The sequence below is a fragment of the Burkholderia sp. JPY481 genome (assembly GCF_038900515.1).
Lineage (GTDB): Bacteria > Pseudomonadota > Gammaproteobacteria > Burkholderiales > Burkholderiaceae > Paraburkholderia > Paraburkholderia youngii.
This window is the reverse complement of record NZ_JAYMRT010000005.1, coordinates 415,465-441,567: the sequence shown is the minus strand read 5'-3', so window position 1 is coordinate 441,567 and position 26,103 is coordinate 415,465. Positions and strand designations below refer to the sequence as shown.

Here is a 26,103-nt window from a genome sequence, read left to right as displayed (position 1 = left end):
ACCTCGAAAAATGGGGAATAGCATTATTTCTGAAACATGGAGCTATTATAGGGACCGTTTTTCGCGGTGCCAGCCACCCCTCAGCAATGGATTGTTCTGTTCATGGAACGATGAGATGAAGATCGATTCACACAACCTGAACGACCTGATGTACTTTTCGCAGGTCGTCGAACATGGCGGATTTTCGGCCGCCGAGCGGGTGTTGGGCATCTCGAAGTCGCGCCTGTCGCGCCGGCTCACGGAGCTGGAAGCGTCGCTCGGCGTTCGGCTGTTGCAGCGTTCCACTCGCAAGCTCGCGCTGACCGAAGCGGGGCAGCTGTTCTACCAGCACTGTCAGGCGATGCTCAGCGAAGCGCAGGCGGCGGTCAATGTCGTGCAGCAGCTGCGCTCGTCGCCGCGCGGCACGGTGCGCGTCAGCGTGCCGGTCACGATCTCGCAGACGATTCTGTCGACGATCCTGCCGGAATTCATGCACCGCTATCCGGAGGTGCGCGTCGTGATGCGCGTGACCAATCGCGTGGTCGATCTGTTCGAGGATTCGATCGACGTCGCGTTGCGCGTGCGTTCAGATCCGCCGGAGAACGCGAACATCGTCGTGCGGCCGCTGTGGCGCACCGAGCAGATGCTGGTCGGCGCGCCTAGCCTGCTGCAGCAGAATGCGCCGCCGCTGACGCCGGCCGACCTGAACCGCTTCGAAACACTGGACGTACCGACGAGCGACGGCCGCCACGTGTACAACCTGATCTCGCCCGACGGTACGCGCCATGCTCACGAACACGAGCCGCGCCTCGTGACCGCCGACCTGATGACGATTCGAGAGGCGGTGCTCGCCGGTGTCGGCATCGCCGCATTGCCCGAGATGATGTATGGCGCCGCGCTGAGGGCAGGGCTGTTGTCACCGGTGATGCCGGGCTGGAGTTTTCCGACGCCGCAACTTTACGCGGTGTTCGTATCGCGTCAGGGCATGGTGCCGGCGGTGCGCGCGTTCGTCGATTATCTGGTCGAGATGCTCGATCCGGATGAAGGTAAGCACATCATGGGCGAGTGTCCGGCGCACGGCAACAAAACGGTGGCGCAGGCATCGGTTGCGGCGGCGGCTCCGGTTGCGTCGACGGTGGCTTGATAAGAAGCTCGAGGAAACTCAAGAGTCGCACGGTACGCTGCGGGCGCTATCGCGCTTCGCAAATCGCTTTTAGCATTTAAGCGTGGCCTGTTATGGTTACTTTCAATGGCCGTTTGCTTGAATGCGCGCGCGCACAGGAATATAGTGAAATCCCTTTCGCTAAGGAGTCTCCTATGCGAAAACTCATGGCCGCTATCATAGCGGGCCTGATAGGGCTGACCGCGTTGTCCGTGTCGACCACGGCCCTCGCATGCGGTGATAAAAGCTATCAGTCTTCGGCCGATGGCAAATGATCCCGCCGCCCGAAGGCGCCGAGCGCGCACAAAAAAGGCCTTCATCCAACGATGAAGGCCTTTTACTTTTGGGCCGTGTTTCAACATGGTTTTCGCGTGGACGAGCGTTCTGCTTCGAGTGTCACGCTACCCGTTACTTCGCTTTGGGCTGCGTGACGAAACCGATCTTCGTCAGTCCTCCAGCCTGCGCGGCGGACATCACCTGAGCGACCTTCTCGTACGGCACCTTGCGGTCCGCATCGAGATGCAGCTCCGGCTGCGGGCTCGCCTGCGAGGCCGCGGCGATCTTCGCGGCGAGCGCCGCGTCGTCGACCTTAGTGTTGTCCCACAGCACGTTGCCGTCCGCGTCGATCGACACCGTCACCTGCGCGGGCTTCGTGTCTTCCTTCTGACTGCTCGCATGCGGCAGATCGATCTTGACCGCGTGGCGGATCACCGGAATCGTCACCATGAAGACGATCAGCAGAACCAGCATCACGTCGACGAGCGGCGTCATGTTGATTTCGTTCATCAGGCCGTCGTCATCGTCTCCGGCGAAAGGGCTCATTGCCATCGGAATGCCTCGTCGATCAGTTGGCGCGGGTCGCGAGACGCAGGCCGTCGCCGCGCTTGGTCGACGACAGACGGGCACCCGTTACGAAGAACGCATGCAGGCCGTGCGCGAAACGGCTCAGCTTCGCGACGACCGCCTTATTGGCGCGCGTCAGCGCGTTGTAGCCGAGCACCGCCGGAATCGCGACGAACAGACCGAACGCGGTCATGATCAGGGCTTCGCCGACCGGGCCGGCGACCCGGTCGATCGATGACTGGCCGCTCGCGCCGATCGCGAGCAGCGCGTGATAGATGCCCCACACGGTGCCGAACAGGCCGACGAACGGCGCGGTGCTGCCGATCGACGCGAGAATCGCGAGACCGCTCTGCATGCGCGCGACGCTTTCGTCCATCGTGTCTTTCAGGCAGCGCGTGATCCAGTCCGACACGTCCATGCGGTCATGCAGATGCGGCTGCGTCTGGTGATGATGGTCGGCCGCTTCCTGGCCCGACAGCGCGAGTGCGAGGAACGGGTTGTGATGCGGCGTCGAGGCACCGCCGCCGAGCTTCTTCACGCCGTCGGCGAGATCGTCCGAATGCCAGAATGCCTGCTCGGCGTTCTTCGTCAGGCGCTTCAGACGCACCACATTCCAGCCTTTGACGACGATCACGCTCCACGACATCACCGACATGATCAACAGTGCGAGCGCGATACCGCGCGTCACGAAATCCCCTTGCGCCCACACGTGCGCCAATCCGTAGTTTTGCATCGCAATTCCTTGTTTTTGAAAGCTTGCTTCAGTCGGTGAGATTGAAGTTGAAAGGCTGGGTGTACGCGGCCCTGACGGGCTCGCCATTCTCGAGATACGGTTTGCAGGCGCTCGCGCGCACGGCGGCGACGGCCGCGTCGTCGAGACGGCTAAAGCCGCTGCTCTTCTTCAACTCGATGCCTTCGAGCTTGCCGGTCAGGCCGACCACGAAATGGACGTACGCCGTGCCGGCCTCGCCGCGGCGCCGCGACAGCGCGGGGTAGTCCGGATGGGCGATGTTGCAATCGAGATGCGACACGTTCTTTGGCGCGCTGATGTCCATCGTCTGTTTGCCGATCGCGGGCGCTGCCGCGGCGGGCGGCGTCGCTGGTGCGGCAGGCGCGGGCGGTGTCGGATCGGGCGCCGCGACGGGCGTCGGCGACGGCGCAGCGGCCTCGGGCAACGGGGTCGGCGTCGGCTTCGGCGTGGGCGCTGGCTTCGGCTGGACTTTGGGCTTCGTATGGACGGGCGGTGTCGGCTGAGGCGGCGGCGGTGCGATCGATTGCAGCGCGACCGGCGCGGCGACTGGTGCGGGCGGCAGCAGTTCGGCGGTCATCACGCGCGATTCGAGCGCGACCTGCACAGGCTCGTGACGCAGCGTCATGATCACGGCGAGCAGCGCGACGTGAACCACGGCGACCAAGGCGGTGGCCGCCAGTGCGCGGGAATTCGGACGGGTAGACGACGCCAGCGGGGCGCCTGCGGTAACGGGGTGCGGAGCCTGCATGGTCAGTGTGGCAGCGCACCGTTCGGGCGGCGCGGCGGACAGGACATCGTCATGTTCGGAAAATCAGCAGCGAAATGAACAAAGTAGTCACGAAACCAATCAGCAATTCCATCTCGGACTCCTCTCGAAAGGGAGAGCGGGGTAGCTGGCTGGTACGAATCCTGGCTTGCTGACGGCAGTGGGATAACGCGGTACGGCGGACTGTACTGCGGTTGTGTTGCAGATATGCGGCACTCTCAATGTCGCATTAGGCGTTACATTAAACGTGCATGAAGTATAGGGGGCTTTAGGACACACCGACACGGCTTGCACCGCGCCCCGCTAGCTAACTCAAGCTGCCTTGCGCTCGTAGAACGTGACCTGCACAACCTCGGCGACGCTCTGCACCTGCTGATGACGCTCGACCACGCCGCAACGACTCGCGCACACGCCGCTTTGCAGCATCACGTCGCGCACGGATTCCTCGCACTTGCCGCAGCACGAGGCGACGCCAAGTTCAAACTGCAACTCGTCGAACGAGTCGATGCCGTCCGCAATCGAGGAGCGGATTGTGCGGTCGGAAACGGATTTGCAGACACAGACGATCATGGCAGGCGTCATAGCTAACGTTAATGCGAATTATTATCATTTTGTTTGATTCGTTTGGCAAGCGTCCCGTGCGATTTTTTGTAACAAAACCAGCCTCTTAGAATGGATTCCGTCGGAGGAACGGCAGCGGGCGCCCTGATCTAGCTCTACGCGGCGCGGGAATCCGATGCGGCCGTGCGGCGGGACGGTATCGATACCTGCTCGACCACGGCCTCGATCCGAAGCAGTGTGGCGGCCAGTTGCTGCTGATGGATGCCGTCGTCGGTGGAGTAGAAGCTTGGTGGCGGCGTGCTTGCGGCCGGCGGGGCGGCGCGCAGGCCGTGCTGCTCGAGCACGCGTTCGAGCTGGCGCGCGATCGCCACGCTCGTGTCGATCAGCGCGAGCCGCTCGCCGACGATGTCGCGGATCGCCGCGTCGAGAAACGGGTAATGGGTGCAGCCGAGCACCAGCGTATCGGCGCCGGCGTCGAGCATCGGTTGCAGGTAGCTGCGCAGCAGTGCGCGCAGCTCGGCCGAGCCGACGTCGCAGCGCTCGACCGCCTGGACGAGCCCGTGCCCGGGTTGGCACAGAAAGCGGCAATCGGCGGCGTAGCGTTCGAGCAGCCCCTGGAAGCGGGCGCTGCGCAACGTCGCCTGGGTCGCCAGCACGCCGGCGACGCGGCTTTTCGATTGCAGTGCCGCGGGCTTGACGCCCGGTTCGACGCCGATGAGAGGAATCGGCAGCTTTTCGCGCACCAGCGCGATCGACTGCGCGGTCGCCGTATTGCACGCGACCACGAGCGCCTTCGCGCCTCGTGCGGCGAGCCATTCGCCGATGGCTAGCGTGCGGTCGGTGATGAAGTCGTCGTCGCGCTCGCCATAGGGCGCGTACAGAGAATCGGCGACGTACAGCAGCGCCTCGTCAGGCAGTTGCGCGCGCACCGCACGCAGCACCGACAGTCCGCCGAGCCCCGAATCGAAAATACCGATCGGCGCCTGCGACGCGGCGCCAGCGGCAACACTGCGGACAGTCGGGGACGGCGCGGGGACGGGCATAGTGAAGAAAACGAGCGTGACGTGGCGGTCGAAGAAACGGGCGGAGCCAGCGGCGAAGCGCGAGCAGGCGCGCAAGTATATCGCCCACGCGGTACGGTCCGGCGCGAATGCCTGCTGGGCAGGCATTGGGCCGCTACCGCGCGGGATGCTTCAACGTGCCTCGCTCACGACTCGACCGAGCCCATCGCGCTTTGCTGGTAGTTCTGGATACCGACCTTGTCGATCAGATCGAGCTGGGTCTCGAGCCAGTCGATGTGCTCTTCGGTGTCGTCGAGAATCTTCGTGAAGATTTCACGCGAGATGAAATCGCGCACCGATTCGCAGTAGGCAATCGCCTCCTTGCAGGTGCTTTGCGAAACCTGTTCGAGCTTCAGATCGCATTCGAGGATCTCTTTGGTTTCCTCACCGATCAGCAGCTTGTGCAGGTCCTGTAGATTCGGCAGACCGTCGAGCATGAAGATCCGTTCGATCAGCATGTCGGCATGCTTCATTTCGCCGATCGACTCGTCGTACTCGTGCTTGCCGAGCTTGTCGAGGCCCCAGTGGCCGTACATCCGCGCATGCAGGAAGTACTGGTTGATCGCGGTCAGCTCGTTCTTCAGCTGCGCGTTCAGATATTCGATGACCTTCTTGTCGCCTTGCATGTTATTTCCTTTTTCGGGGACCTTGAATTTCCAACAACAATAAACGCCATGCCCAAAAAAGCCAAGAATCCGTCACAACTTTTGGCGCCGTTCGCGGCCTCGTACGTGCGGCGCCTTGCGCATGCATGATGCGGCAAAAAAAAGCCGGGACCGCAGCCCCGGCTTTTCGACTGATCCGAGTGGCGTTAATCGCGACTCATTAAGCCGTGGCGACCGGAATCTTGCCGATCTTGGCCTGCCATTCCTTCGGGCCGGTCTGGTGCACGGAGGTGCCGTTCGAATCGACGGCGACCGTGACCGGCATGTCTTGCACGTCGAACTCGTAGATCGCTTCCATGCCGAGGTCTTCGAACGCGAGCACCTTCGCGCTGCGGATCGCCTTCGACACGAGATACGCGGCGCCGCCGACAGCCATCAGATACGCGGCCTTGTGCTTCTTGATCGCCTCGATCGCGACCGGGCCGCGCTCGGCCTTGCCGATCATCGAAATCAGGCCCGTTTGCGCGAGCATCGTCTCGGTGAACTTGTCCATCCGCGTCGCGGTGGTGGGGCCTGCCGGGCCGACCGCTTCGTCGCGCACCGGATCGACCGGGCCGACGTAGTAGATCACGCGGTTGGTGAAATCGACCGGCAGCTTCTCGCCCTTCGCGAGCATGTCGGCAATGCGCTTGTGCGCGGCGTCGCGGCCCGTCAACATCTTGCCCGACAGCAGCAGCGTCTGGCCCGGCTTCCAGCCGGCCACTTCTTCCGGCGTCAGCGTGTTCAGATCGACGCGCTTGCTGGTTTCCGTGTTCGGTTCCCAGTGCACCTTCGGCCATGCGTCGAGCGACGGCGCTTCGAGCCTGGCGACGCCCGAACCGTCGAGCGTGAAGTGCGCGTGGCGGGTCGCCGCGCAGTTCGGGATGATCGCGATCGGCTTGGACGCGGCGTGCGTCGGCGCAGCCATGATCTTGACGTCGAGCACAGTGGAGAGGCCACCGAGACCCTGCGCGCCGATACCGAGCGCGTTGACCTTCTCGTGCAGTTCGACGCGCAGCTCTTCGATCCAGTCCTTCGGGCCGCGTGCGATCACGTCCTGGATGTCGATCGGGTCCATCAGCGATTCCTTCGCCATCACCATCGCTTTCTCAGCGGTGCCGCCGATGCCGATGCCCAGCATGCCCGGCGGGCACCAGCCGGCGCCCATCGTCGGCACGGTCTTCAGAATCCAGTCGACGATCGAGTCCGACGGGTTCAGCATCGCGAACTTCGACTTGTTCTCCGAGCCGCCGCCCTTGGCCGCCACCTGCACGTCGACGGTGTTGCCCGGCACGATCTCGTAGTGGATCACGGCCGGCGTGTTGTCCTTGGTGTTCTTGCGCGCGCCTTCGGGCGGGCTCACGATCGAGGCGCGCAGCACGTTGTCCGGGTTCAGGTAACCGCGGCGCACGCCTTCGTTGATCATGTCGGTGACGCTCATCGTGGCGCCGTCCCAGCGCACGTCCATGCCGACCTTCACGAACACCGTGACGATGCCGGTGTCCTGGCAGATCGGGCGCTTGCCTTCGGCGCACATGCGGCTGTTGGTCAGGATCTGCGCGATCGCGTCTTTCGCTGCCGGGCTCTGTTCGAGCTCGTATGCGCGGCCGAGCGCTTCGATGTAGTCGAGCGGATGGTAGTAGCTGATGTACTGCAGCGAATCAGCGATGCTCTGGATCAGATCTTCCTGTTTGATGACGGTCATGGCTAGCTCAGTGGGGAGGCGCTTGTTGTCGGATCGCAGCGCGTGCGGTCAGTCTTGCGCCTTCAGGGGAGTGGAAACCTTGATGCCGCCCACGGCGTGCAATGCCGCGGGCTCTTCGAAATGCTTGGGATGCGTGTGCGTGGTGAGGCGGTCGACGAGCGCCATCACGAGCGCGGAAACGAGGAACGTGACGTGGATTATCACCTGCCACATGATCGTGTGCGTCGTGTTCTGGTCGGGGCTGATGAAGGTCTTCAGCAGATGGATCGACGAGATGCTGATCAGCGCCATCGACAGCTTTACTTTCAGCACGCCGGCGTTCACGTGATCGAGCCATTCCGGTTCGTCCGGATGGCCGTCGAGGCCCAGGCGCGACACGAACGTTTCATACCCGCCGATGATCACCATGATCAGCAGGTTCGAGATCATCACCACGTCGATCAGGCCCAGCACGACGAGCATGATGCTGGTTTCGTCGAGCTTCATCGCGTCCGACACCAGATGCCAGACTTCCTTCAGGAACAGCACGACGTAGACTGCCTGCGCGACGATCAGCCCGAGATACAGCGGCACCTGCAGCCAACGGCTCATGAAAACGAGGTGGGGCAGCGCGCGCATAGGGCGGCGCGGACGGGCAGAGGCGGGTCGCGAAGCGGACATAGGCAACGGTCAGATGAAGCGGGGGTGATGTAACACGGGCTAGGCGCCGACGGCGGCGCGGGGCGCGGCCATCGAAGGATCGCGAGACTCGCGTCGGGCGCCGTATTGTACAGCGTCGGTCGAATCTGCTGCTCCGCGGCGGGCAGCGCGCCGGCCATACTGGAATTACGATGCGACCGGCGGCACGCTGCGCGCCTTCAGGCTCGCGAGAGCGATACCCGCGACCACGCAGGCAAGCGCGATGCCGTGCGCGAGCGTGGGCCGCTCGCCGAGGAACACGATGCCGTAGAGCGCCGCGGCGACCGGCAGCACCGCGCTGAACACGCCGGCGAGACTGCCTGGCACGTGGCGGATGCCTTTCATCCACAGCCAGAACGAGAAGATGCTCGCCGACAGCCCGTACCACAGCACTAGCATCCAGACGCTCGACGGCACCGCGCGATAGTCGAAATGCGCGAGCGCGCCGGCGCCGAGCGGCAGCATCAGCAACAGGCCGAACAGATGCGTGTACGCGCAGATGTCGATCGGCGCGAGCGTCTGCGTGAGGCGGCGCGACAGGATGACGTACAGCGATTCGCAGCACACGGCGCCGAGCACCATGAAGTTGCCCGCGAGCGAGCCGGTGCCGGCCGTCGCATACGCGCCCGCCTCGCCGTGCGCGACATTGATGACGACGACGCCGACGATCGCCAGCACGATCGATGCGATCGCGCGGCCATCCGGCCGCTCCTTCAGGATCAGCCACGACAGCAGTGCGACGACCGCCGGAATCGTGCTCGTGATCACGCCGGCCGCGACCGCGCTGGTGCGCGCGACGCCGTTGAGCATCAGCAGCGTGAAGCCGAAGGTGCCGAATAGCGCTTGCAAAAACAGGTTGATCCATTCGTCGCGTTTGACGCGGCGCAGTTTTGTCACGCGCAGGAGCGGCCATAGCACGGCCATCGCGATCACGAAACGCAGCAGCGCGAACAGCGGGACGGGAACGAAGGCGACGATCGATTTACCGATTCCGACATTGCTGCCGACCAGCAGCATCGAGGTAATGAGAAGCAGGGCGTAGCGATTCAAGCTGGAATCCGGACGGCTAGTTCAGTTAGCATTGTAAGAGGCCGTGCGACCGGGCGTAAGGGTGCGAAAGCGGGCGACCGGAGGGTGCATTTGGTTCGCATCAGCGGCATGCGATGTGCTGCGGATGAACGTAGAACGGGCGATCTTTTCCGCGCGCATCTCGTCTGATCAACGTGCAAGCACGTCGGTGGCTCGCCCGATCTAAGGGTTTTCGCTTGCAGATCAACACGATGCACGTAAGTGGCCGGTAAGTTGCGGCGCTTATGGTTGAGCCTGACGCGGGTGATGGATCGAGCAGGGCGCCCGCAAGCACGGATGTTGCGATGCCGCACGCACGCGCGTTTGACGGCATTGCGAGGTGGGAGGCAGCGCCGCTCGTGGCGGCTCGAACAGGATAAGGCGCGCGCGCGATGCGCGCCGGTACAGGTTTTTCCGTTTTTCATCTTCACCAAGGGGTTGTCGATGTCTGCGATTGAATCGGTTCTTCAGGAACGCCGCGTTTTTCCGCCCTCCGCTGACACGGCGAAGGGTGCCACGATCTCTGGCATGGACGCGTACCGGGCGCTCGCCGCCGAAGCGGAGCGCGACTACGAAGGCTTTTGGGGGCGTCTTGCGAAGGAGACGCTCAGTTGGCACAAGCCATTTACGAAGGTGCTCGACGAATCGAAGGCGCCGTTCTACACGTGGTTCGAGGACGGCCAGCTGAACGCGTCGTATAACAGCATCGACCGTCACGTCGAGGCGGGCAACGGCGGGCGCGTCGCGATCGTGTTCGAAGCCGACGACGGCACCGTCACCAACGTCACCTATCAGGATCTGCTGCAACGCGTATCGCGCTTCGCGAATGCGCTGAAAAAACGCGGCGTGAAGAAGGGCGATCCGGTCGTCATCTATATGCCGATGTCGATCGAGGCCGTCGTCGCGATGCAGGCATGCGCGCGTATCGGTGCGACGCACTCGGTCGTGTTCGGCGGCTTCTCGTCGAAGTCGCTCAACGAGCGGCTCGTCGACGTCGGCGCGGTCGCGCTGATCACGTCCGACGAACAGATGCGCGGCGGCAAGGCCTTGCCGCTGAAGAGCATCGCCGACGAAGCGCTCGCGCTCGGTGGCTGCGAGAAGGTCAAGAGCGTGATCGTGTACCAGCGCACCGGCGGCAAGGTCGCGTGGGACGCGGCGCGCGACCTGTGGATGCACGAACTCACGCAGGGCGAGTCGGACCAGTGCGCGCCCGAATGGGTCGACGCCGAGCATCCGCTCTTCATCCTCTATACGTCGGGCTCGACCGGCAAGCCGAAGGGCGTGCAGCACAGCACTGGCGGCTATCTGCTGTGGGCCGCGCAAACGCTGAAGTGGACCTTCGACTGGCGTCCCTCCGACGTGTTCTGGTGTACCGCCGACATCGGCTGGATCACCGGCCATAGCTACATCACGTACGGACCGCTGACGCTCGGCGGCACGCAGGTCATGTTCGAAGGCGTACCGACCTATCCGAACGCCGGACGCTTCTGGCAGATGATCGCGAAGCACAAGGTCACGCTGTTCTATACGGCGCCGACGGCGATCCGCTCGCTGATCAAGGCCTCCGAGGCCGACGCGAAAGTGCATCCGAAGAGCTACGACCTGTCGACGTTGCGCATCATCGGCACGGTCGGCGAGCCGATCAATCCGGAAGCGTGGGTGTGGTACTACGAGAACGTCGGCGGCGGCCGTTGTCCGGTCGTCGATACGTGGTGGCAGACCGAAACCGGCGGCCACATGATCGCGCCGATGCCCGGCGCGACGCCGCTCGTGCCGGGTTCGTGCACGCTGCCCCTGCCGGGCATCATGGCCGCGGTCGTCGACGAAACGGGCCAGGACGTGCCGAACGGGCAGGGCGGCATTCTGGTGGTCAAGCGTCCGTGGCCGGCGATGCTGCGCAACGTGTGGGGCGATCCGGACCGCTACAAGAAGAGCTACTTCCCCGAGGAACTCGGCGGCAAGCTCTACCTCGCCGGCGACGGCGCGGTGCGCGACAAGGAAACCGGCTACTTCACGATCATGGGCCGCATCGACGACGTGCTGAATGTGTCGGGCCATCGTCTCGGCACGATGGAGATCGAGTCGGCGCTGGTCGCCAATCCGCTCGTCGCGGAAGCTGCCGTGGTGGGCCGCCCCGATGCGACGACCGGTGAGGCGGTATGCGCGTTCGTCGTGCTCAAGCGTGCGCGTCCGCAAGGCGAAGAGGCCGTCAAGCTCGCGAACGAACTACGCAACTGGGTCGGCAAGGAGATCGGTCCGATCGCGAAACCGAAGGACATCCGCTTCGGCGAGAACCTGCCGAAGACGCGGTCGGGCAAGATCATGCGTCGTCTGTTGCGCTCGCTCGCGAAGGGCGAGGAGATTACGCAGGACGTGTCGACGCTGGAAAACCCGGCGATTCTCGACCAGCTCGGCGAGTCGATTTAAAGCGTTGTAAGCGGGTCCGCTGGACGGCGGCGGTGTGTCGATCGACACACCTGCCGGTGTATCGAGCAGACCCGTCGTTCGAGCGGACGGCCTGCACCATGTCATTGGGCGGACAATCCCAATTGCCTCGCCGTTGCCTTTTTGATACATAGGCGCATGGCCGCGCCGCACCTATCCTCCCATGCCACGTTGAACCCCCCGCCCGAACCGCCTCCGGTCTCGGCGGCGATGGCGCTCGCGCATCGCAAGTACTGGCGCTTCAACCTCGCGCTGATCGCGGTGCTGATGACGCTCGGTTTCTTCGTCTCCTTCGTCGTGCCGTTGCTGGCGCCCGCGCTCGCGCAGGTGCGCGTTGGCGGCTTCAGCCTGCCGTTCTACTTTGGCGCGCAGGGCGCGATCCTGATCTACCTCGCGTTGATCGTCGTCTATATCGTGCTGATGCAGCGCGCCGATCGTCAGTTGCAGCGCGCGTTCGAAGCGGATTCGCAGCGCGATGCCGCAAGCGCTCCCGCCGCGGATTCCACCCGCGGCGCGAACGATGAAGTCAACGTCGGCACGGATGCGCCGGCCGCGCGCGGACGCTGAACCGATGAAGCTCACGCATCGGCTGATCCGCTCGTACACGCTCTATACGCTCGGCTTTCTGCTGTTCGTCTATGTGATGTGGCGCATCGAGCGCAGCACCGGTCCCGGCGTGTGGATCGGCTATGTGTTCCTGTTCGTGCCGATCGCGGTGTATGCGGTGATCGGCGTGCTGTCGCGCACGTCCGATCTGGTCGAATACTACGTGGCCGGGCGGCGCGTGCCGTCGGCGTTCAATGGCATGGCGACCGCGGCCGACTGGCTGTCGGCCGCGTCGTTCATCGGTCTCGCGGGCTCGATCTACGCGACCGGCTACGATGGCCTCGCGTACCTGATGGGCTGGACCGGCGGCTATTGTCTCGTTGCGTTCCTGCTCGCGCCGTATGTGCGCAAGCTGGCGCGCTACACGATTCCCGACTTTCTCGGCACGCGCTATTCGAGCAACGCGGTGCGCGGCCTCGCGGCGCTCGCCGCGATCCTGTGCTCGTTCGTTTATCTGGTCGCCCAGATTCAGGGTGTCGGGCTGATCGCGACGCGCTTTATCGGCGTCGATTTCGCGGTCGGCATTTTCTGCGGGCTCGCGGGCATTCTGGTGTGCTCGTTTCTGGGCGGCATGCGCGCGGTGACGTGGACCCAGGTCGCGCAGTACATCATCCTGATCCTCGCGATGCTGATCCCGGTGTCGATGATCGCCCACAAGGACGGCCTCGGCTGGGTGCCGCAATTCAGCTATGGGCGCCTGATGGAGCGCATGGAAGGGCTCGAGAAACAGGTGCGCGACGCGCCGCTCGAGGAGCGCGTGCGCGACGACTATCGACGCCGTGCCGCGCTGATGCAGATGCGGCTCGATACGCTGCCGCAATCGTTCATCGACGAGAAGCAGCGGCTCACGCAGGAGGTCGGCGATCTGCGCCGCCATAACGGTCCGTTGCGCGAGATCAAGGAACGTGAGCGTGCGCTCGAACAGTTTCCGCGCGATGCCGCCGCTGCCCAGATCGTCTGGAGCCAGAAGCGCGACGACATGCTGATGCGGGCGACCGCCCCGGTGCCAATGCACGAACCGTTTCCTGCTGTCGCCGATGAAGACCGGAGCACGCATGCGCGTAACTTTTTGTCGCTGCTGCTGTGTCTGTCGCTTGGCACGGCGAGCCTGCCGCATATCCTGACGCGCTATAACACGACGACGTCGGTCGCGTCGGCGCGCCGCTCGGTGGGGTGGACGCTCTTTTTCGTCGCGCTGTTCTATCTGACCGTGCCGGTGCTGGCGGTGCTGATCAAGTACGAGATCCTGTCGAATCTGGTCGGCCATCATTTTGCCGATCTGCCGCAGTGGCTGATGCAATGGCGCAAGGTCGAACCGAGCCTGATCGGCCTTGCCGACACGAACGGCGACGGCATCGTGCGCTGGAGCGAGATCCAGATGCAGCCCGATATGGTCGTGCTCGCGGCGCCCGAGATCGCGGGGCTGCCGTATGTGATGTCGGGCTTGATCGCGGCGGGGGCGCTGGCGGCGGCGCTATCGACCGCGGATGGTCTGCTGCTGACGATCGCGAATGCGTTGTCGCACGACGTCTATTACCACATGGTCGATCCGAATGCGTCGAGCCAGCGGCGCGTGACGATCTCGAAGATTCTGCTGCTGGGTGTCGCGCTGTTCGCGTCGTATGTGGCGTCGCTGAATACGGGGAATATTCTGTTTCTGGTCGGCGCGGCGTTTTCGCTGGCGGCGTCGAGTCTGTTTCCGGCGCTGGTGCTCGGCGTGTTCTGGAAACGCACCACGCGCTTCGGCGCGGTGGCGGGGATGGTCGCGGGGCTCGTCGTGTGCATCTACTACATCGTGTCGACGTATCCGTTCTTCACGCAGATGACGGGCTTCACGGGCGCGCGCTGGTTCGGCATCGAGCCGATCAGCTCGGGCGTGTTCGGCGTGCCGGCGGGGTTTCTCGTGGCGATCGGGGTGAGTTTGATCGATCGCAAAGCGGACGCTTATACGATCGCGCTGGTCGACTATATCCGGCATCCGTAGGCGGTTTTCTCGCGGCGTTGGCGGGGGTGTGGCGCACGGCGCGAAGTTTGCTATAATTCGGCTCCCCGCCGGAGAGATGGATGAGCGGTTTAAGTCGCACGCCTGGAAAGCGTGTATAGGTTAATAGCCTATCGGGGGTTCGAATCCCCCTCTCTCCGCCAAACTGCCTTTTCTGGCAGCCCACCAGTCCAAGCCAGACACTCCGAAAGCCTTAGGGTTGGTCACAGCTTAGCCAGCCAGTGATTTCTTCCTGCAGCACGACCTCCAGCGCGTAACGATCAAGCAAAACGCCCATCGCGCTTGCGTGTTGATGCCTGCGTATCGATCATCGATTCCGGTCGGACAATCGCCCGACAAACTTCCATCCCTGATCCGCTACCCAAACATAAGTGAAGCCCGACGGACCGTCGATGAAAACGGTCATGGGCCGATCCGATCTTGCCGCCTCCTGTTGTCGCTCAGTCGACGCGGGAGTGATTCGCGCTTCGTCCTGTTTCAATGGCACGGCGCGCTCTTCAAGCCGCCAACCGTCTTCATTGACGTAAGTGAGCCGCGACGTTCCCCCTGACGGTGTTTGCAGCGTCAGTGTAAGCCGGCCTCCGTTGACGTCCGCTGGCTGGGCGCCATGGGAGTCCATGCTCGCCGTCACCGATGCATCCGCACCCGCGATGACGACACCCTCTACGGGCGTAGCAGCCAAAGCCATGCTGCACGCAGCTTCGAGGGTCATGAGTGCTGCGAAGGCGAACACCGCGCGTTTGATAAGTGGGTTTTTCATGTTAAGTACCTCCTTGCTGGCCGCGCTGTAGGGGTCGTCCATTCGTGCTGTTGAGGGTGTGTCAAACGGTACGTTCGGTCGAGGAGCGGCCGTCTCTCGATGAGCTTCACTATCGACCTAACCGTCTTCGAGCAAAACCCACACTCCGGGGGGACCGTCTCCCCCCAAGCGGAGCCGTTTCAATTGCAGGTAGGTCACGCAGAGATCGCTTGCACGCCCAATGAGTGCTCGGCCTTGGCCGTGCCCGACAGCCGCTTCCATATGAGGAAAACCAGGATCGCGGGCGATGGATGCGTCGGCATTTCCGCGCATTCCCGGCTATGTCCTCGTGTCGGCGATTTACATGATCAGTGAATAAGCCGCGGAATCGAGCGTCGAAAACGTACGCCGCCCAGCGGTCGCCGATGCGCCGATTGTTCGGGGGGAAGGCGCGACCTAGAATGATTGAGCTACCTTCATCAACGCGCCCGGCCAGCGCCGATCGCGACCAACGACGATGAACCTGTTCAGCTTGCCGCAGGCGTCTGCCTTGAAACGCCTGCAACAGCAGCCCGCGCTCGCGACATTCATCGCGCGGCTCGTCGAAACATTGTGCTGGCCCGCGCGTTTTACCGACCCCGAGGTCGAGCGCCAGTTCACCATCGAATATGGACGCGGTTTCGCCGATTTCCGCCGCGCGGCGATCATTCTCGGTACGTTGGTGTGGATGTGCTTCGGCTGGTGGGAGATCAGTCTTGCGCGTCATAGCGAGGCATTCCGGCCGTACTTCGCCGAGATCTTCTTTTTCCGCGTCGCGGGAACGCTCGCCGCAACGGCCGCAATCGTGCTGTCGTTCCGGCCGACGTTCGTGCGCGATGAGACTGCGCATCGGGTCATGCTGTCCGGGATGGCGGTCATGTTCGTCTGCCTGACCGTGCAGACTTTCCTCGCACCACGGCCCTTCAACTACACCCATTTCTTCGTCGGCTTCTACCTGATCCTGTTCTATCAATTCGGTTTTCTGCGTTTGCGTGCGAAGGCGACGTTACTGCTGACGCTCGGCGCAACCGGCGCGATCCTGCTGGCCCAGCTTGTGTCGCAAGGAATCGATCCGGACCTCTTCTGGGCGGGCATGTTCTACATCGCCAACGTCGTGGTGATCGGACATAGCGTGAACGTGAATGCGGAGCGGCATGTGCGCGATCGCTATCTCGCCGTGCAGGCGCTCGCGCACAGCAATGGCGCGTTGCAGGATGCCAATGTGGAACTCGCGCGCAAGCATCAGGATCTGGAGCAGGCGCGGCGCGAGCAGCAAACGCGCTCGGATGCGCTGATGGCGTTGCGCGAGCAGCAGAAAGAAGCCGCCGAGCAGGCGAGCCGCGCCAAATCGCGCTTTCTCGCCGCGGCGGCGCATGATCTGCGGCAGCCGATGCACGCGCTGAACATGTTCCTCGCGGCTGCCGACGAGGCGCTCGCGAAGCACGACATCGAGACTTCGACCGCACTGATCGGCGATGCACGCAAGGCGTCGGCGCTGAGCGCGCGGCTCTTCAATGCCGTGCTCGATCTGTCGAAGCTCGAGTCGGGCCACGTCAAACCGAGCTATTCGGGTGTCGATCTGGACCGCGTCGCGCAGGATGTCGTCGAGCAGCTGGCGCCGTTCGCGGCGAGTCTCGGCGTGAAGCTGCGCTACTCGCGCGGCGGCCGCAACTGCGCGATGGTCAGGACCGACGCCGACTGGATTCCGCGCGTGCTGAGCAACCTCGTTTCAAACGGCATCAAGTACGCCGATCGCGCGAAGGCCGGACGTTGCGCCGTCATCGTCGCGATCGTGCGCATGCGCAATTACGTGCGCGTCGATGTCGTCGACAACGGCATCGGTATCGCGTCGAAGCATTGGGACGCGATTTTCCAACCCTTCGTGCAGATCAGCAATCCCGAACGCGATCGGGAAAAAGGCTTGGGTCTCGGGCTATCGATCGTCAATGCCGCGGTGTCGCTGATGGAAGGTCACCGGATGGAGTTCAAGTCGATCGAGGGCAAAGGCTCGCGCTTTTCGATTCGTTTGCCGGTTGCGCAAGCCGGCACCGAAGTGGCTGTGCCGATGACGGACGTCGCGCCTTCGCGGGCTTCGTTGCGCGGCCTGTATATCCTGCTGGTCGAAGACGACAGGCTGGTGCGCGCGTCGACGGAGGCGTTGTTCGGGCAGTGGGGCGTGTTGTTCGATTCCGCGAATTCACTCGCCGAGCTGGAGACTTTGGTGCATACGATCGAACGCTTGCCCGATCTCGTGATTACCGACTATCGGCTGCCGCAGCGCCACACGGCGCACGACGTGGTCCATATGATTGCAGTGCAATTGCCGCGGCCGGTGCCATGTCTCGTCATCACCGGCGAGGCCGGCATCAATGCGCAGGGCGTTTTGCCGGAGCGTTGCATACTCAGCAAGCCGCTTTCCGCCGAAACGCTGGCGGCGCGCATGGTCGAACTGGCGAGCCGTCAACGCAGTGTCGTCTAGTACTTGCGCATGGCGTTTGCGTATAACCAGCGCCTCAGGTTGCCGATGCTTGCGCGGCGGTGGGAATCTCGATGCCACGGCGCGCCATCTCGACGATCAGGAACGTGCGCCGCGATACATTGAAACGGCTCAACAAATCGCTGATGTACTCTTTCGCCGTGTTCTCCGTAATGCACATTTTTCGCGCGATCGCCTTGTTCGATAGTCCATGCAGCACGTAGCGCAAGGTCTGCGCGAGTCGCGGCGGCAGATTCAGCGAGTCGATCGGAATGCCTTTGCTGGGCGCCGGCGCTTGTGGGGTGTGTCCGCCTTTGCCGAGCACGCTATTGGGCAGGTACACGCGTCCGTTCAGAATTGTTTGTAAGGCTTCGCGAAATACCGCGCCGCCTTCTTCGCTGGCTTTGGAAATGAAGCCACCCGCGCCATTCTTGATGCAGTCGAGCACTGTTTCGCGATCATCGCGCGCGGAGAGCATCACGACGTGTAACGACAGTTCCTGCTGCTGCACCCAATGCAACAACTCGAGCCCGGTGTGCTCGCGCCCTAGCTGATAGTCGAGAAAGATCAGGTCATAAGCGTCGCGCTGCAACCGTTCGACGGCCTCGTCATAGCTGCCGGCTTCATCGATATCGAGCGTCGGCTCCGAGCTGAGGATCAGGCTTTTCATCGCCGAGCGCGTTAGCCCCTCGTCTTCGACCAGCAAAACGCGGCGAAAAAACAGATTGTCCATGACACCTCCCCGGTCTTGACCATCGTAGCTCCATTGGGGGGATCTGGAATCCCTCCCTTTCGGGGGACGATCTGCTCATCGCACCTTTCTTCTCGCGTTTCGTTCCATCGATTTGATAGGCAAGTTACGCAGCATTCCGATAGACCTAGGACAGTCCCCTATACGACGTCCCACGCTTTGTAAGCGTCGGAGGTTTCCTCCTGCCAGCAATGGTCAGCCACAAACCCGAGCCCTTTGGCTTCAAACGAATTCCATTTGCAGTCGCGCTTTTCTGCAAGAACTACACAAAAGTCCTCTATTACCAAATGTATGGAAAAGCACCCAGAAAATGTACCTGGGTAGTGCAATTTGACGCGCTACTCTGCAACGCATGCATTAGGCACCGTTGAACGCGATCTACGCATGGTTATTCTGCGTCCTCCGCAAAATATAGCGTTTCGTTCAATTGCACGGCGCCGCAATGTTTGCTTTCGGCTCTTGCATTCGCACTTCTGCGATGAAACTGGCTCGGAGGCGGCTAAAAGGAGCGAGACACGCAAGTGACACCCTGAAAAGGTCAATACGTCACGCGCTTCGATTTTTTGAGCCTGCCAGTTGAGATGACAGAATGGCCCCAAACCTGACGTTCGCACCAGCAGACGTAGTCCCATCCCGGTCCAATCAACGCGGAAGACCTTTCCGCCGCAGCGAAATCAATCGCAGTCTCCGGGACCGATATTCTTTCGGTCCAGAATCTGTCGAAGATCTTCGGGCCGAAGCCAGAGCGCGCCGCTGAACTCGTGAAGCAAGGTCTCGGTCGGAACGAGATTTTCGAAAAGACCGGCAACATGGTTGCAGTCAATGACGTCAGTCTCACCGTCAAGGCGGGCGAGATTTTCGCGGTGGTGGGCCTGTCGGGTTCCGGTAAGTCGACGCCGGTTCGACTCCTCAATCGCCTGATTGAACCCACGTCCGGCCAGGTCGTTCTCCTGTCGTTCGCGCTTCTGCCGAATCGCACGGTACTCGACAACATCGCGTACGGACTCGAGGTCGCTGGTCTGAAGAAGGCCGCGCGGTACGATACCGCGCGTGCCGCGCTGACGCGAGTCGGTCTGGGCTCGTACGAAAAGCTGCTTCCCAGCGAATTGTCCGGCGGCATGCGGCAGCGCGTCGGCCTTGCACGCGCACTGGCCGTGAACCCTTCGGTGCTTCTGATGGACGAGGCGTTCCCGGCACTCGACCCGCTGATTCGGTTCGAAATGCAGAACGAGCTTTTGCCGCTACAGAAGGAAGAGCAGCGGACCATCGTGTTCATTTCGCACGACATCGAAGAAGCCATCAAGATCCGCGGGCGGATTGGCATCATGAAGGACGGGCGTGGAGTGCGGCTATGTATGCGACGGCGCAGGTCGATACCAGGGCTGCGTCACGCCAGCATCACTTCATAAGGCAGATACGCGTCCGGTACGTGACGCGCTGCTCCGCGATGTGAATGCGGTTTCACTCGATGCGGACTTGCACGAGCTTGCGTCCATCGCATTGAGCCAGGAACACGATGTACCCGTCACTGCGGAATTCAGGTTCCGCCGCGGACGACGTTCGGCGAGGCAAGGTCCTTCGATTACGTCGTGGTCGTCGGTGGAGTTCAGAAAGGAGTTTGCGTGACACGGAGCTTGCGCATCAACGTCAAGCGAAGCCCGACGCCCGGCACGCCTCACCCGTCATCGCTCTCGCGCGACTCCCCCGTATCCCCCCGTTTCGCACTCGCCCCCGTGGCAGGCGGCCGCCCCCGCGTCGCCTGCCACAGCGGCACCCCCTGCTGGGTCCCCGCCTTGGCCAGCATATGTGCACTGATCGGCGCGGTAAGAAACAGGAACGCAGGAATCAGTAACTCATGCAGGCTCGCGAAGTTGTTATGCGCGCTGAAATACACCACCGACGCGAGCACGATGCCGCCGACACCGAGCGTGGTCGACTTGGTCGGACCGTGCAGCCGCATGAAGAAGTCAGGCAGTCGCGCGAGCCCGACCGCCCCGATCAGCGTAAACAGACTGCCGGCGAGCAACAGCAAACAGACGATCGCTTCGACAAAGGTTTCCATCGGCATACTTCACGCTAGTTGAGTTCGATGATGTCGCCGCGCTGCAGGTACTTGGTGAGCGCGACCGTGCCCACGAAACCCATTACGGCAATCAGCAGCGCCACCTCGAAGAGAACCGTCGAGCGCAGGCTGATGCCGTACACGACGATCATCGCGATCGCATTGATGTTCAGCGTGTCGAGTGCGACGATGCGATCGGGCAGCGACGGACCGCGCACGAGGCGCCACAGCGTGAGCAGGAACGCGATGCCGAGGATCGCGAGCGAGATCGGAATCACGATGGCTAGCATGCGAAGATCTCCATCAACGGGGCTTCATAACGGGACTTGATCAGCGCGATGAGCGCCGCTTCGTCGTCGAGGTCGAGCACGTGCACGGTGAGGCGCGTGCGGTCGTCGCTGAGTTCGGCGCACAGCGTGCCGGGGCTCAGCGAGACCACGCTGATGAGCACCGTGAGCGCGATCTCGTGAGTGCTGTCGAGCGGCACTTCGATGAACGCCGGGCGCAGCCGCCTGGTCGGGCCGAGCACGAGCAGCGCGACCTCGACGTTGGCCACGATGATGTCGACCAACACATGCCAGGCAAGACGCACGAGCAGCCACGGCCGGCCGAAATGCATCGGCCGCAGCCACAAGCCTTCGGCGACGCGAAAAGAGATCACGCAGCCGAGCACGGCGCCGAGCAGTAGATTGCCCGGCGAGATGTCGTTCATCAGCAGCACCCAGCAGATGATCAGCAACGCGGTGAGCCATGGGTGGGGAAAGAGCCTTTTCAGCATCATCGGTTCCCCTGAATGTCGGCCGAGGGTGCGGCGGCCGCTGGTGGCGAAGATCGCGGCCCGGGCAGGATCGCGTGCACATACGCGGCGCGATCGAATAGCTGCGCGGCAGTATCGGCGAGATAGTGCCGTACCGCGCCCGCGCCGAGCGTGATCGCCACGACGCAGCCGAGCAGGACCGCGCAGGCGGCGAGCTTCGCGTTGCTGCCGCGCGGCGTGTGCTCCTCTTTGCCTTCGGCGGCGCGCGCGGCCGGCGCGGCCCATAACAGGCGCGTGCCCGTGCGGCTCAGCGCGACGATCGACAGCAGGCCTGATAACAGCACGGCCGGCCAAAGCACGACGGCCGCGCCGCTCGGCGTGGCGGCCAGCACCATCGCCTTGCCGAGGAAACCCGAGAGCGGCGGCAAGCCCGCGGCACCCACCGCGGCGATCAGATAGAGCAGCGCGGCAAGGTTCGACGGCCACGGTGCACGCGTGCGCGAGGTGGCGTCGACCGGAGCTTCGGCGTCGGCGCGAGCCGGTTCCGCGGCGAGCACGGCGAGCGCGCCGGCCGTCTCGACCTGCAGCGGCTGCATGCGCGCCCGCGTCGCCACCGCCTCGCCGTCGGGGTCGGGCGAGAAGACCGCCGCGGCCGCGTCGTCGAGCGCTTCGAGCGAGCCGGGCTCGACCGCATCGGCATCGGCATCGGCGGAAACGGCTGGATGGATCGCGTGTGCTGTCGATGCTTGTTCGGGTTCGAGCGTGTCGGCGAGCAGGAACAGCGCGCCTGTGCAGAGCGTCGTGCTGATCAGGTAGTAGAGCAGCGCGCTCCATGCAAGCGGCGTCTGTTGCGCGATCGCCGCGATCAGCAGCCCCACCGAAACCAGCACGAGATAGCCCGTCGTGGTCTTCAGACTCGACACCGCCAGCGCACCCAGCGCGCCGAACACGATCGTCGCGATCGCGAGCCACCATGCCCACTGATGCATGAACGCATGGAGCAAGCCGCCCGCCGCGCCGAACACGAGTGCATCGCAGCGCAGCATCGCGTAGATGCCGACCTTGGTCATGATCGCGAACAGCGCGGCCACCGGGCCGATGGCGCTGCGGTAGGCCTGCGGCAACCAGAACGACATCGGAAACACGGCGGCCTTGAGGCCGAACACCAGCATCAGCGTCGCACCCGCGAATTGCGCGAGCGGCAGCGTCTCGGGGCCGAGCCGAGCCAGACGTTCGCCCATGTCGACCATGTTCAGCGTGCCCGTGACGCCGTAGAGCACGCCGATCCCAACAAGGAAGAACGACGAACCGACGAGGTTCAGCAACAGATAGTGCAGTCCGTTGCGCACCCGTCGCGCGCCGCCACCATGCAGCAGCAGCGCGTACGACGCGATCACCAGCAGCTCGAAAAACACGAACAGATTGAAGAGACCGCCCGCGAGGAAGGCGCCGTTCAGGCCCATCAGCTCGAACTGGAACAGCGCGCGGAAATAGCGGCCGCGCCTCGCGTCCTCGCTCGACGTGCCGAGCAGGCAGCAGACCGCGAGCACGGCGGTGAGCACCAGCATCAGCGCGCCGAGCCGGTCGAGTTCGAGCACGATGCCGAACGGCGCGGGCCATGCGCCGAGCGCGTAGCTGACGATCTCGCCTTGCGCGGCGCGAGCCATCAGCAGGCACGCGACAGGCAGCAGCGCGATGATGGCGAGCGCGTTCAGCGCACGCTGCAGGCGCTTCGCGCGCAGCGGCAGCGCGACGATCACGCCCGCGCAAAAGAGCGGAATCAGGATCGGGAGCAGGAGGACGTGGTTCATTCGCCGCGCGTCTCCTCGTCATTGACGTGATCGTTGCCCGTGCTCGCGAACGAGCGCAGCGCGAGTACCACGGTGAAGGCCGTCATCGCGAAGCCGATCACGATGGCCGTCAGCACGAGCGCCTGCGGCACCGGATCGACGTATTGCGCCCCCGCCGTGATCACCGCGGGTTTGCCGATCGCGAGCCGGCCCATGCCGAGCAGGAACAGGTTGATCGCATAGGAGAACAGCGTGATGCCGAGAATCACCGGCAACACGCGCGCGCACAGCAGCAGGTAGATGCCGCACGCGCAAAGCACGCCGATCGCGACGGCAAAGGCGGCTTCCATCAGCTTTTCTCCACGGACTGCATGTCCTTGTCGCGCACGCCGAGGTGCGAGACGATCGTGAGCGTCGTGCCGACTACCGCGCCCATCACGCCGAGATCGAACAGCATCGCCGTGGACAGTTCGATTTCGCCGATCAGCGGCACGTGCAGATGCCCGAACGCGCTGGTCAAGAACGGCTGGCCGAACGCGAGGCTGCCGAGCCCCGTGGCCGCGGCGATCAGAATGCCGAGGCCCGCGAGCGCGCGGTAGTTGAGGTGGATGCGCGACTCGGTCCACAGCACCCCGCTTGCGACGTACTGCAGCAACAGCGCGATCGAGACGATCAGCGATGCGATGAAGCCGCCGCCGGGCAGGTTGTGGCCGCGCAGGAATACGAACACCGCGACGAGCACGGTGAGCGGCAGCATCAGCCGCGCGAGGATCGCCAGCATCAGCGGATGCGATTGCGACGACCACGGCCGGCCGTCCGGCCCCGCCTCGGGCGACTTCAGACGCAGCCCGCGCAGCAGCGCCTTGACGGCGAGCCCTGCGACCACCAGCACGCTGATTTCGACCATCGTGTCGAAGCCGCGGAAATCCACGAGGATCACGTTGACGACGTTATGGCCGCCGCTGCCGGGCAGCGCGTTGGCGAGGAAGTACGGTGCGATGCCAGGCAGCGGCGCGCTCGTCATGATCCGGTATGACACGGCGCCGAGCAGAGCGCCGCCCGCGAGCGCGAGCGCACCGTTGCGCAGCCGGACGGGGAGCGGCTCGACCGCGCGTTGCAGCGCGGGCAGGAAATAGACGGCCAGCACGAGCAGCAGGATCGTGACCACTTCGACGGAGATCTGCGTGAGCGCGAGATCCGGCGCGGAGAAGCGCACGAAAGCGAGCGACACGAGCAGACCGCAGGTGCTCAGCATCACGAGCGCGTAAAGCGTGCGCGCACGCACCAGCACCACGCCGATGGCGAGCAACGCCATCAGCACGAGCCCGCCAAGCGTGAACGGATCGGGCGGCAGGCGCGGGTGGCTGCCGCTCCATGTGTCGAGCGCGACGAGCGGCACGCCCGGCACGATCAGCACCGCCGCGATCAGCCATGCGAGGTAGGCCGGCAGCGAGCGCGTCTCGAACACGCGCACGATTACGCCGGCGCTCTGTTCCAGACGCTGCACGAAGCGGTCGAAGATCTCGCTCGCGTTCAACTCGGTGAGCGCCGTACGACGGTGACGGAACGTATTGCGGCGCAGGAAAAAGAGCGTCGCGCCCGCCGCGAACGACACCACGCTCATCACCAGCGGCGTGTTGACGCCGTGCCACAGGCTCAGGCTGTAGTCGGGCAGCTTGCCGCCGAGCGTGATCCACGCGGCCGACTCGAGCAGCCTGCCGATGCTTTGCTGCGGGAACAGGCCGATCAGCAGGCACAGCGCCACCAGAATCTCGACCGGCAGCCTCATGAAGCGCGGCGCCTCGTGCGGCGGATAGTGCGGCAGGTCGCGCGGCGTCTCGCCGTCGAAGAACACGCCCCAGACGAAACGCAGCGAGTACGCCACGGAGAGCGCCGCCGCGGCGATCGCGATGACCGGCACGGCGAGGTTCAGCGGCCCGAACATGTTTTGCGCGAGCGTTTCGCCGAAGAACATTTCCTTCGACAGAAAGCCATTGAGCAGCGGCACGCCGGCCATCGACAGCGACGCCACGCTCGCGAGTAAGGCCGTATGCGGCATGTACCTGCGCAGGCCGCGCAGACGGCCCAGATCGCGCGTGCCGGTTTCGTGATCGACGATGCCCGCCGCCATGAAGAGCGACGCCTTGAACACCGCGTGGTTGACCGTGTGGAACAGCGCGGCGACGGTGGACAGTTGCGTGTCGAGGCCGAACAGCAGCACGATCAGGCCGAGATGGCTGATGGTCGAATAAGCGAGCAGGCCCTTCAGATCGCGCTGGATCAACGCCATCCCCGCGCCGCCGACGAGCGTGACGAGCCCGGCCACCGTCGCCGTGTACGCCCACAGGTGGGTGCCTTCGAAGACCGGATAGAGACGCGCGAGCAGGAACACGCCGGCCTTCACCATCGTCGCCGAATGCAGATAGGCCGACACGGGCGTGGGCGCGGACATCGCGTGCGGTAGCCAGAAGTGGAAAGGAAACTGCGCGGATTTCGTGAACGCCGCGAATAGCGTGAGCAGCAGAATCGCCGGATAGAGCGGATCGTGCTGGACCTTGGCAAGCTGGGCGAGCACGTCGTTCAGCTCATAACTGCCGCATACATGGCCGAGCAGCAGCACCGCCGCAAGCAGCGCGAGTCCGCCCGCGCCGGTGATGGTGAGCGCCATGCGCGCGCCGCGCCTCGCGTCGGGCCGCGATGGCCAGAAGCCGATCAGCAGGAACGACACGAGGCTCGTCAGTTCCCAGAAGACGACGAGCAGCAGCAGGTTGTTCGACAGCACGATGCCGAGCATCGCGCCCATGAAGAGCAGAAGCTGCAGGTACAGACGCGGCAACGCATCGCTGCCGGCGAGGTAGTAGCGAGCGTAGATGAAGATCAGCAGGCCGATCGCGAGTACGAGCAACGCGAACATGAACGACAGGCCATCGAGGCGCAGCGACAGCGCGAGGCCGATGTCGGGCACCCACTGATGGCGCCATTGCAGCACGTCGTGGTCGGCCATGCCCACGCGTTCGCTCAGCAGCAGCGCGCAGCCGAACAGCGCCGTCGCGAACGCGATCCAGGTGCTGAGCGCGGCGGCTCGCTGCCTCGTGAGCGCGATGAGCGCCGCGGCCATGAATGGAAGTAGGACGAGCCACGCCAATACCATTCGATGCCCTCCGGGAGTTCGAGTGTTAGGCGGTGTCGCTGGCCGGTGGCGTAGGCGTGAATCGCAC

22 protein-coding genes, 1 tRNA gene and 1 pseudogene are annotated in these 26,103 nt (G+C 63.7%); 7 read left to right on the top strand and 17 right to left on the bottom strand.

The genetic code is table 11. The annotated features are described in order from the left end of the window. Positions 1-115: 115 nt before the first annotated feature. Entirely contained in the window at positions 116-1,123 is a 1,008-nt protein-coding gene (locus VSR82_RS16340) for a LysR family transcriptional regulator (protein WP_176123511.1), read from the top strand. Between the two features lie 426 nt (positions 1,124-1,549). On the opposite strand, the gene VSR82_RS16335 is transcribed toward VSR82_RS16340, so the two are convergent. The 9 genes from VSR82_RS16335 to VSR82_RS16295 form a co-directional block, all read right to left on the bottom strand. After that, positions 1,550-1,969 (bottom strand): ExbD/TolR family protein, encoded by a 420-nt coding sequence (locus VSR82_RS16335; RefSeq protein ID WP_368586700.1) that lies wholly within the window; start codon positions 1,967-1,969, stop codon positions 1,550-1,552. Between the two features lie 16 nt (positions 1,970-1,985). Then, the gene (locus tag VSR82_RS16330) at positions 1,986-2,717 is read right to left on the bottom strand and encodes a MotA/TolQ/ExbB proton channel family protein (protein ID WP_498857911.1); all 732 of its coding nucleotides are present in this window, start codon (positions 2,715-2,717) and stop codon (positions 1,986-1,988) included. 28 nt (positions 2,718-2,745) lie between these two features. After that, entirely contained in the window at positions 2,746-3,483 is a 738-nt protein-coding gene (locus tag VSR82_RS16325; protein ID WP_498857910.1) for an energy transducer TonB, read from the bottom strand. A gap of 330 nt (positions 3,484-3,813) precedes the next feature. After that, entirely contained in the window at positions 3,814-4,071 is a 258-nt protein-coding gene (locus tag VSR82_RS16320) for a (2Fe-2S)-binding protein (protein WP_026228088.1), read from the bottom strand. Positions 4,072-4,217: 146 nt separating this feature from the next. Continuing rightward, positions 4,218-5,105 carry a glutamate racemase gene (gene murI / locus VSR82_RS16315; RefSeq protein WP_429460326.1) on the bottom strand — a complete coding sequence of 296 codons (888 nt, stop codon included), beginning with the start codon at positions 5,103-5,105 and terminating at the stop codon, positions 4,218-4,220. Positions 5,106-5,269: 164 nt separating this feature from the next. Continuing rightward, positions 5,270-5,749 (bottom strand): bacterioferritin, encoded by a 480-nt coding sequence (bfr, locus tag VSR82_RS16310; protein ID WP_013089002.1) that lies wholly within the window; start codon positions 5,747-5,749, stop codon positions 5,270-5,272. Positions 5,750-5,948: 199 nt separating this feature from the next. Beyond that, a complete protein-coding gene (locus tag VSR82_RS16305) occupies positions 5,949-7,472 on the bottom strand; it encodes a fumarate hydratase (RefSeq protein ID WP_184138591.1) in 1,524 nt (507 codons plus the stop codon). 48 nt (positions 7,473-7,520) lie between these two features. After that, positions 7,521-8,090, bottom strand: a complete 570-nt coding sequence (locus tag VSR82_RS16300) for a TIGR00645 family protein (RefSeq protein ID WP_217709947.1) — start codon at positions 8,088-8,090, stop codon at positions 7,521-7,523. A 207-nt stretch (positions 8,091-8,297) separates the two neighbouring features. Then, positions 8,298-9,200: a DMT family transporter gene (locus VSR82_RS16295; protein ID WP_410851652.1), complete on the bottom strand. Its 903-nt coding sequence runs from the start codon at positions 9,198-9,200 to the stop codon at positions 8,298-8,300. A gap of 462 nt (positions 9,201-9,662) precedes the next feature. On the opposite strand from VSR82_RS16295, the gene acs reads away from it, so the two are divergent. The 4 genes from acs (at position 9,663) to VSR82_RS16275 (ending at position 14,414) form a co-directional block, all read left to right on the top strand. Next, positions 9,663-11,645: an acetate--CoA ligase gene (gene acs / locus VSR82_RS16290; protein WP_429460323.1), complete on the top strand. Its 1,983-nt coding sequence runs from the start codon at positions 9,663-9,665 to the stop codon at positions 11,643-11,645. Between the two features lie 156 nt (positions 11,646-11,801). Then, a complete protein-coding gene (locus VSR82_RS16285) occupies positions 11,802-12,230 on the top strand; it encodes a DUF4212 domain-containing protein (RefSeq protein ID WP_368586706.1) in 429 nt (142 codons plus the stop codon). 4 nt (positions 12,231-12,234) lie between these two features. Beyond that, a complete protein-coding gene (locus VSR82_RS16280; protein ID WP_498857909.1) occupies positions 12,235-14,253 on the top strand; it encodes a sodium:solute symporter family protein in 2,019 nt (672 codons plus the stop codon). A gap of 70 nt (positions 14,254-14,323) precedes the next feature. Continuing rightward, positions 14,324-14,414 (top strand) — tRNA-Ser (locus VSR82_RS16275). Between the two features lie 164 nt (positions 14,415-14,578). Here VSR82_RS16275 and VSR82_RS16270 read toward each other — a convergent pair. Further along, positions 14,579-15,031 carry a hypothetical protein gene (locus VSR82_RS16270; RefSeq protein ID WP_498857908.1) on the bottom strand — a complete coding sequence of 151 codons (453 nt, stop codon included), beginning with the start codon at positions 15,029-15,031 and terminating at the stop codon, positions 14,579-14,581. Positions 15,032-15,560: 529 nt separating this feature from the next. Between VSR82_RS16270 and VSR82_RS16265 the strand changes: the two genes are divergently transcribed. Next, positions 15,561-17,528, top strand: a complete 1,968-nt coding sequence (locus VSR82_RS16265; RefSeq protein ID WP_498857907.1) for an ATP-binding response regulator — start codon at positions 15,561-15,563, stop codon at positions 17,526-17,528. Between the two features lie 34 nt (positions 17,529-17,562). Here VSR82_RS16265 and VSR82_RS16260 read toward each other — a convergent pair whose 3' ends face one another. Continuing rightward, positions 17,563-18,258: a response regulator gene (locus VSR82_RS16260; RefSeq protein ID WP_368586710.1), complete on the bottom strand. Its 696-nt coding sequence runs from the start codon at positions 18,256-18,258 to the stop codon at positions 17,563-17,565. Between the two features lie 607 nt (positions 18,259-18,865). Here VSR82_RS16260 and VSR82_RS16255 point away from each other — a divergent pair. Continuing rightward, positions 18,866-19,806 (top strand): annotated as a pseudogene (locus VSR82_RS16255) (ATP-binding cassette domain-containing protein); the annotation flags it as partial. Positions 19,807-19,951: 145 nt separating this feature from the next. Here the strand turns inward: VSR82_RS16255 and VSR82_RS16250 are convergent. From VSR82_RS16250 to VSR82_RS16225, 6 genes are read right to left on the bottom strand one after another with little or no spacing between them, the layout of a single operon-like run. After that, a complete protein-coding gene (locus VSR82_RS16250; protein ID WP_429460243.1) occupies positions 19,952-20,344 on the bottom strand; it encodes a Na+/H+ antiporter subunit G in 393 nt (130 codons plus the stop codon). An 8-nt stretch (positions 20,345-20,352) separates the two neighbouring features. Beyond that, positions 20,353-20,628, bottom strand: coding sequence for a K+/H+ antiporter subunit F (locus tag VSR82_RS16245; RefSeq protein ID WP_368586712.1), 276 nt, complete (start codon positions 20,626-20,628; stop codon positions 20,353-20,355). Continuing rightward, complete coding sequence (locus VSR82_RS16240; RefSeq protein WP_410851669.1) at positions 20,622-21,116, bottom strand: Na+/H+ antiporter subunit E; 495 nt, start codon at positions 21,114-21,116, stop codon at positions 20,622-20,624. Before VSR82_RS16240 ends, VSR82_RS16245 begins: the two co-directional genes overlap by 7 nt. Next, complete coding sequence (locus VSR82_RS16235) at positions 21,116-22,906, bottom strand: monovalent cation/H+ antiporter subunit D (RefSeq protein WP_498857906.1); 1,791 nt, start codon at positions 22,904-22,906, stop codon at positions 21,116-21,118. Before VSR82_RS16235 ends, VSR82_RS16240 begins: the two co-directional genes overlap by 1 nt. After that, positions 22,903-23,235 (bottom strand): Na+/H+ antiporter subunit C, encoded by a 333-nt coding sequence (locus VSR82_RS16230; protein WP_429460240.1) that lies wholly within the window; start codon positions 23,233-23,235, stop codon positions 22,903-22,905. The genes VSR82_RS16235 and VSR82_RS16230 overlap by 4 nt, the downstream gene beginning before the upstream one ends. Next, a complete protein-coding gene (locus tag VSR82_RS16225) occupies positions 23,235-26,036 on the bottom strand; it encodes a monovalent cation/H+ antiporter subunit A (protein ID WP_429460239.1) in 2,802 nt (933 codons plus the stop codon). Before VSR82_RS16225 ends, VSR82_RS16230 begins: the two co-directional genes overlap by 1 nt. Positions 26,037-26,103: the final 67 nt, after the last annotated feature.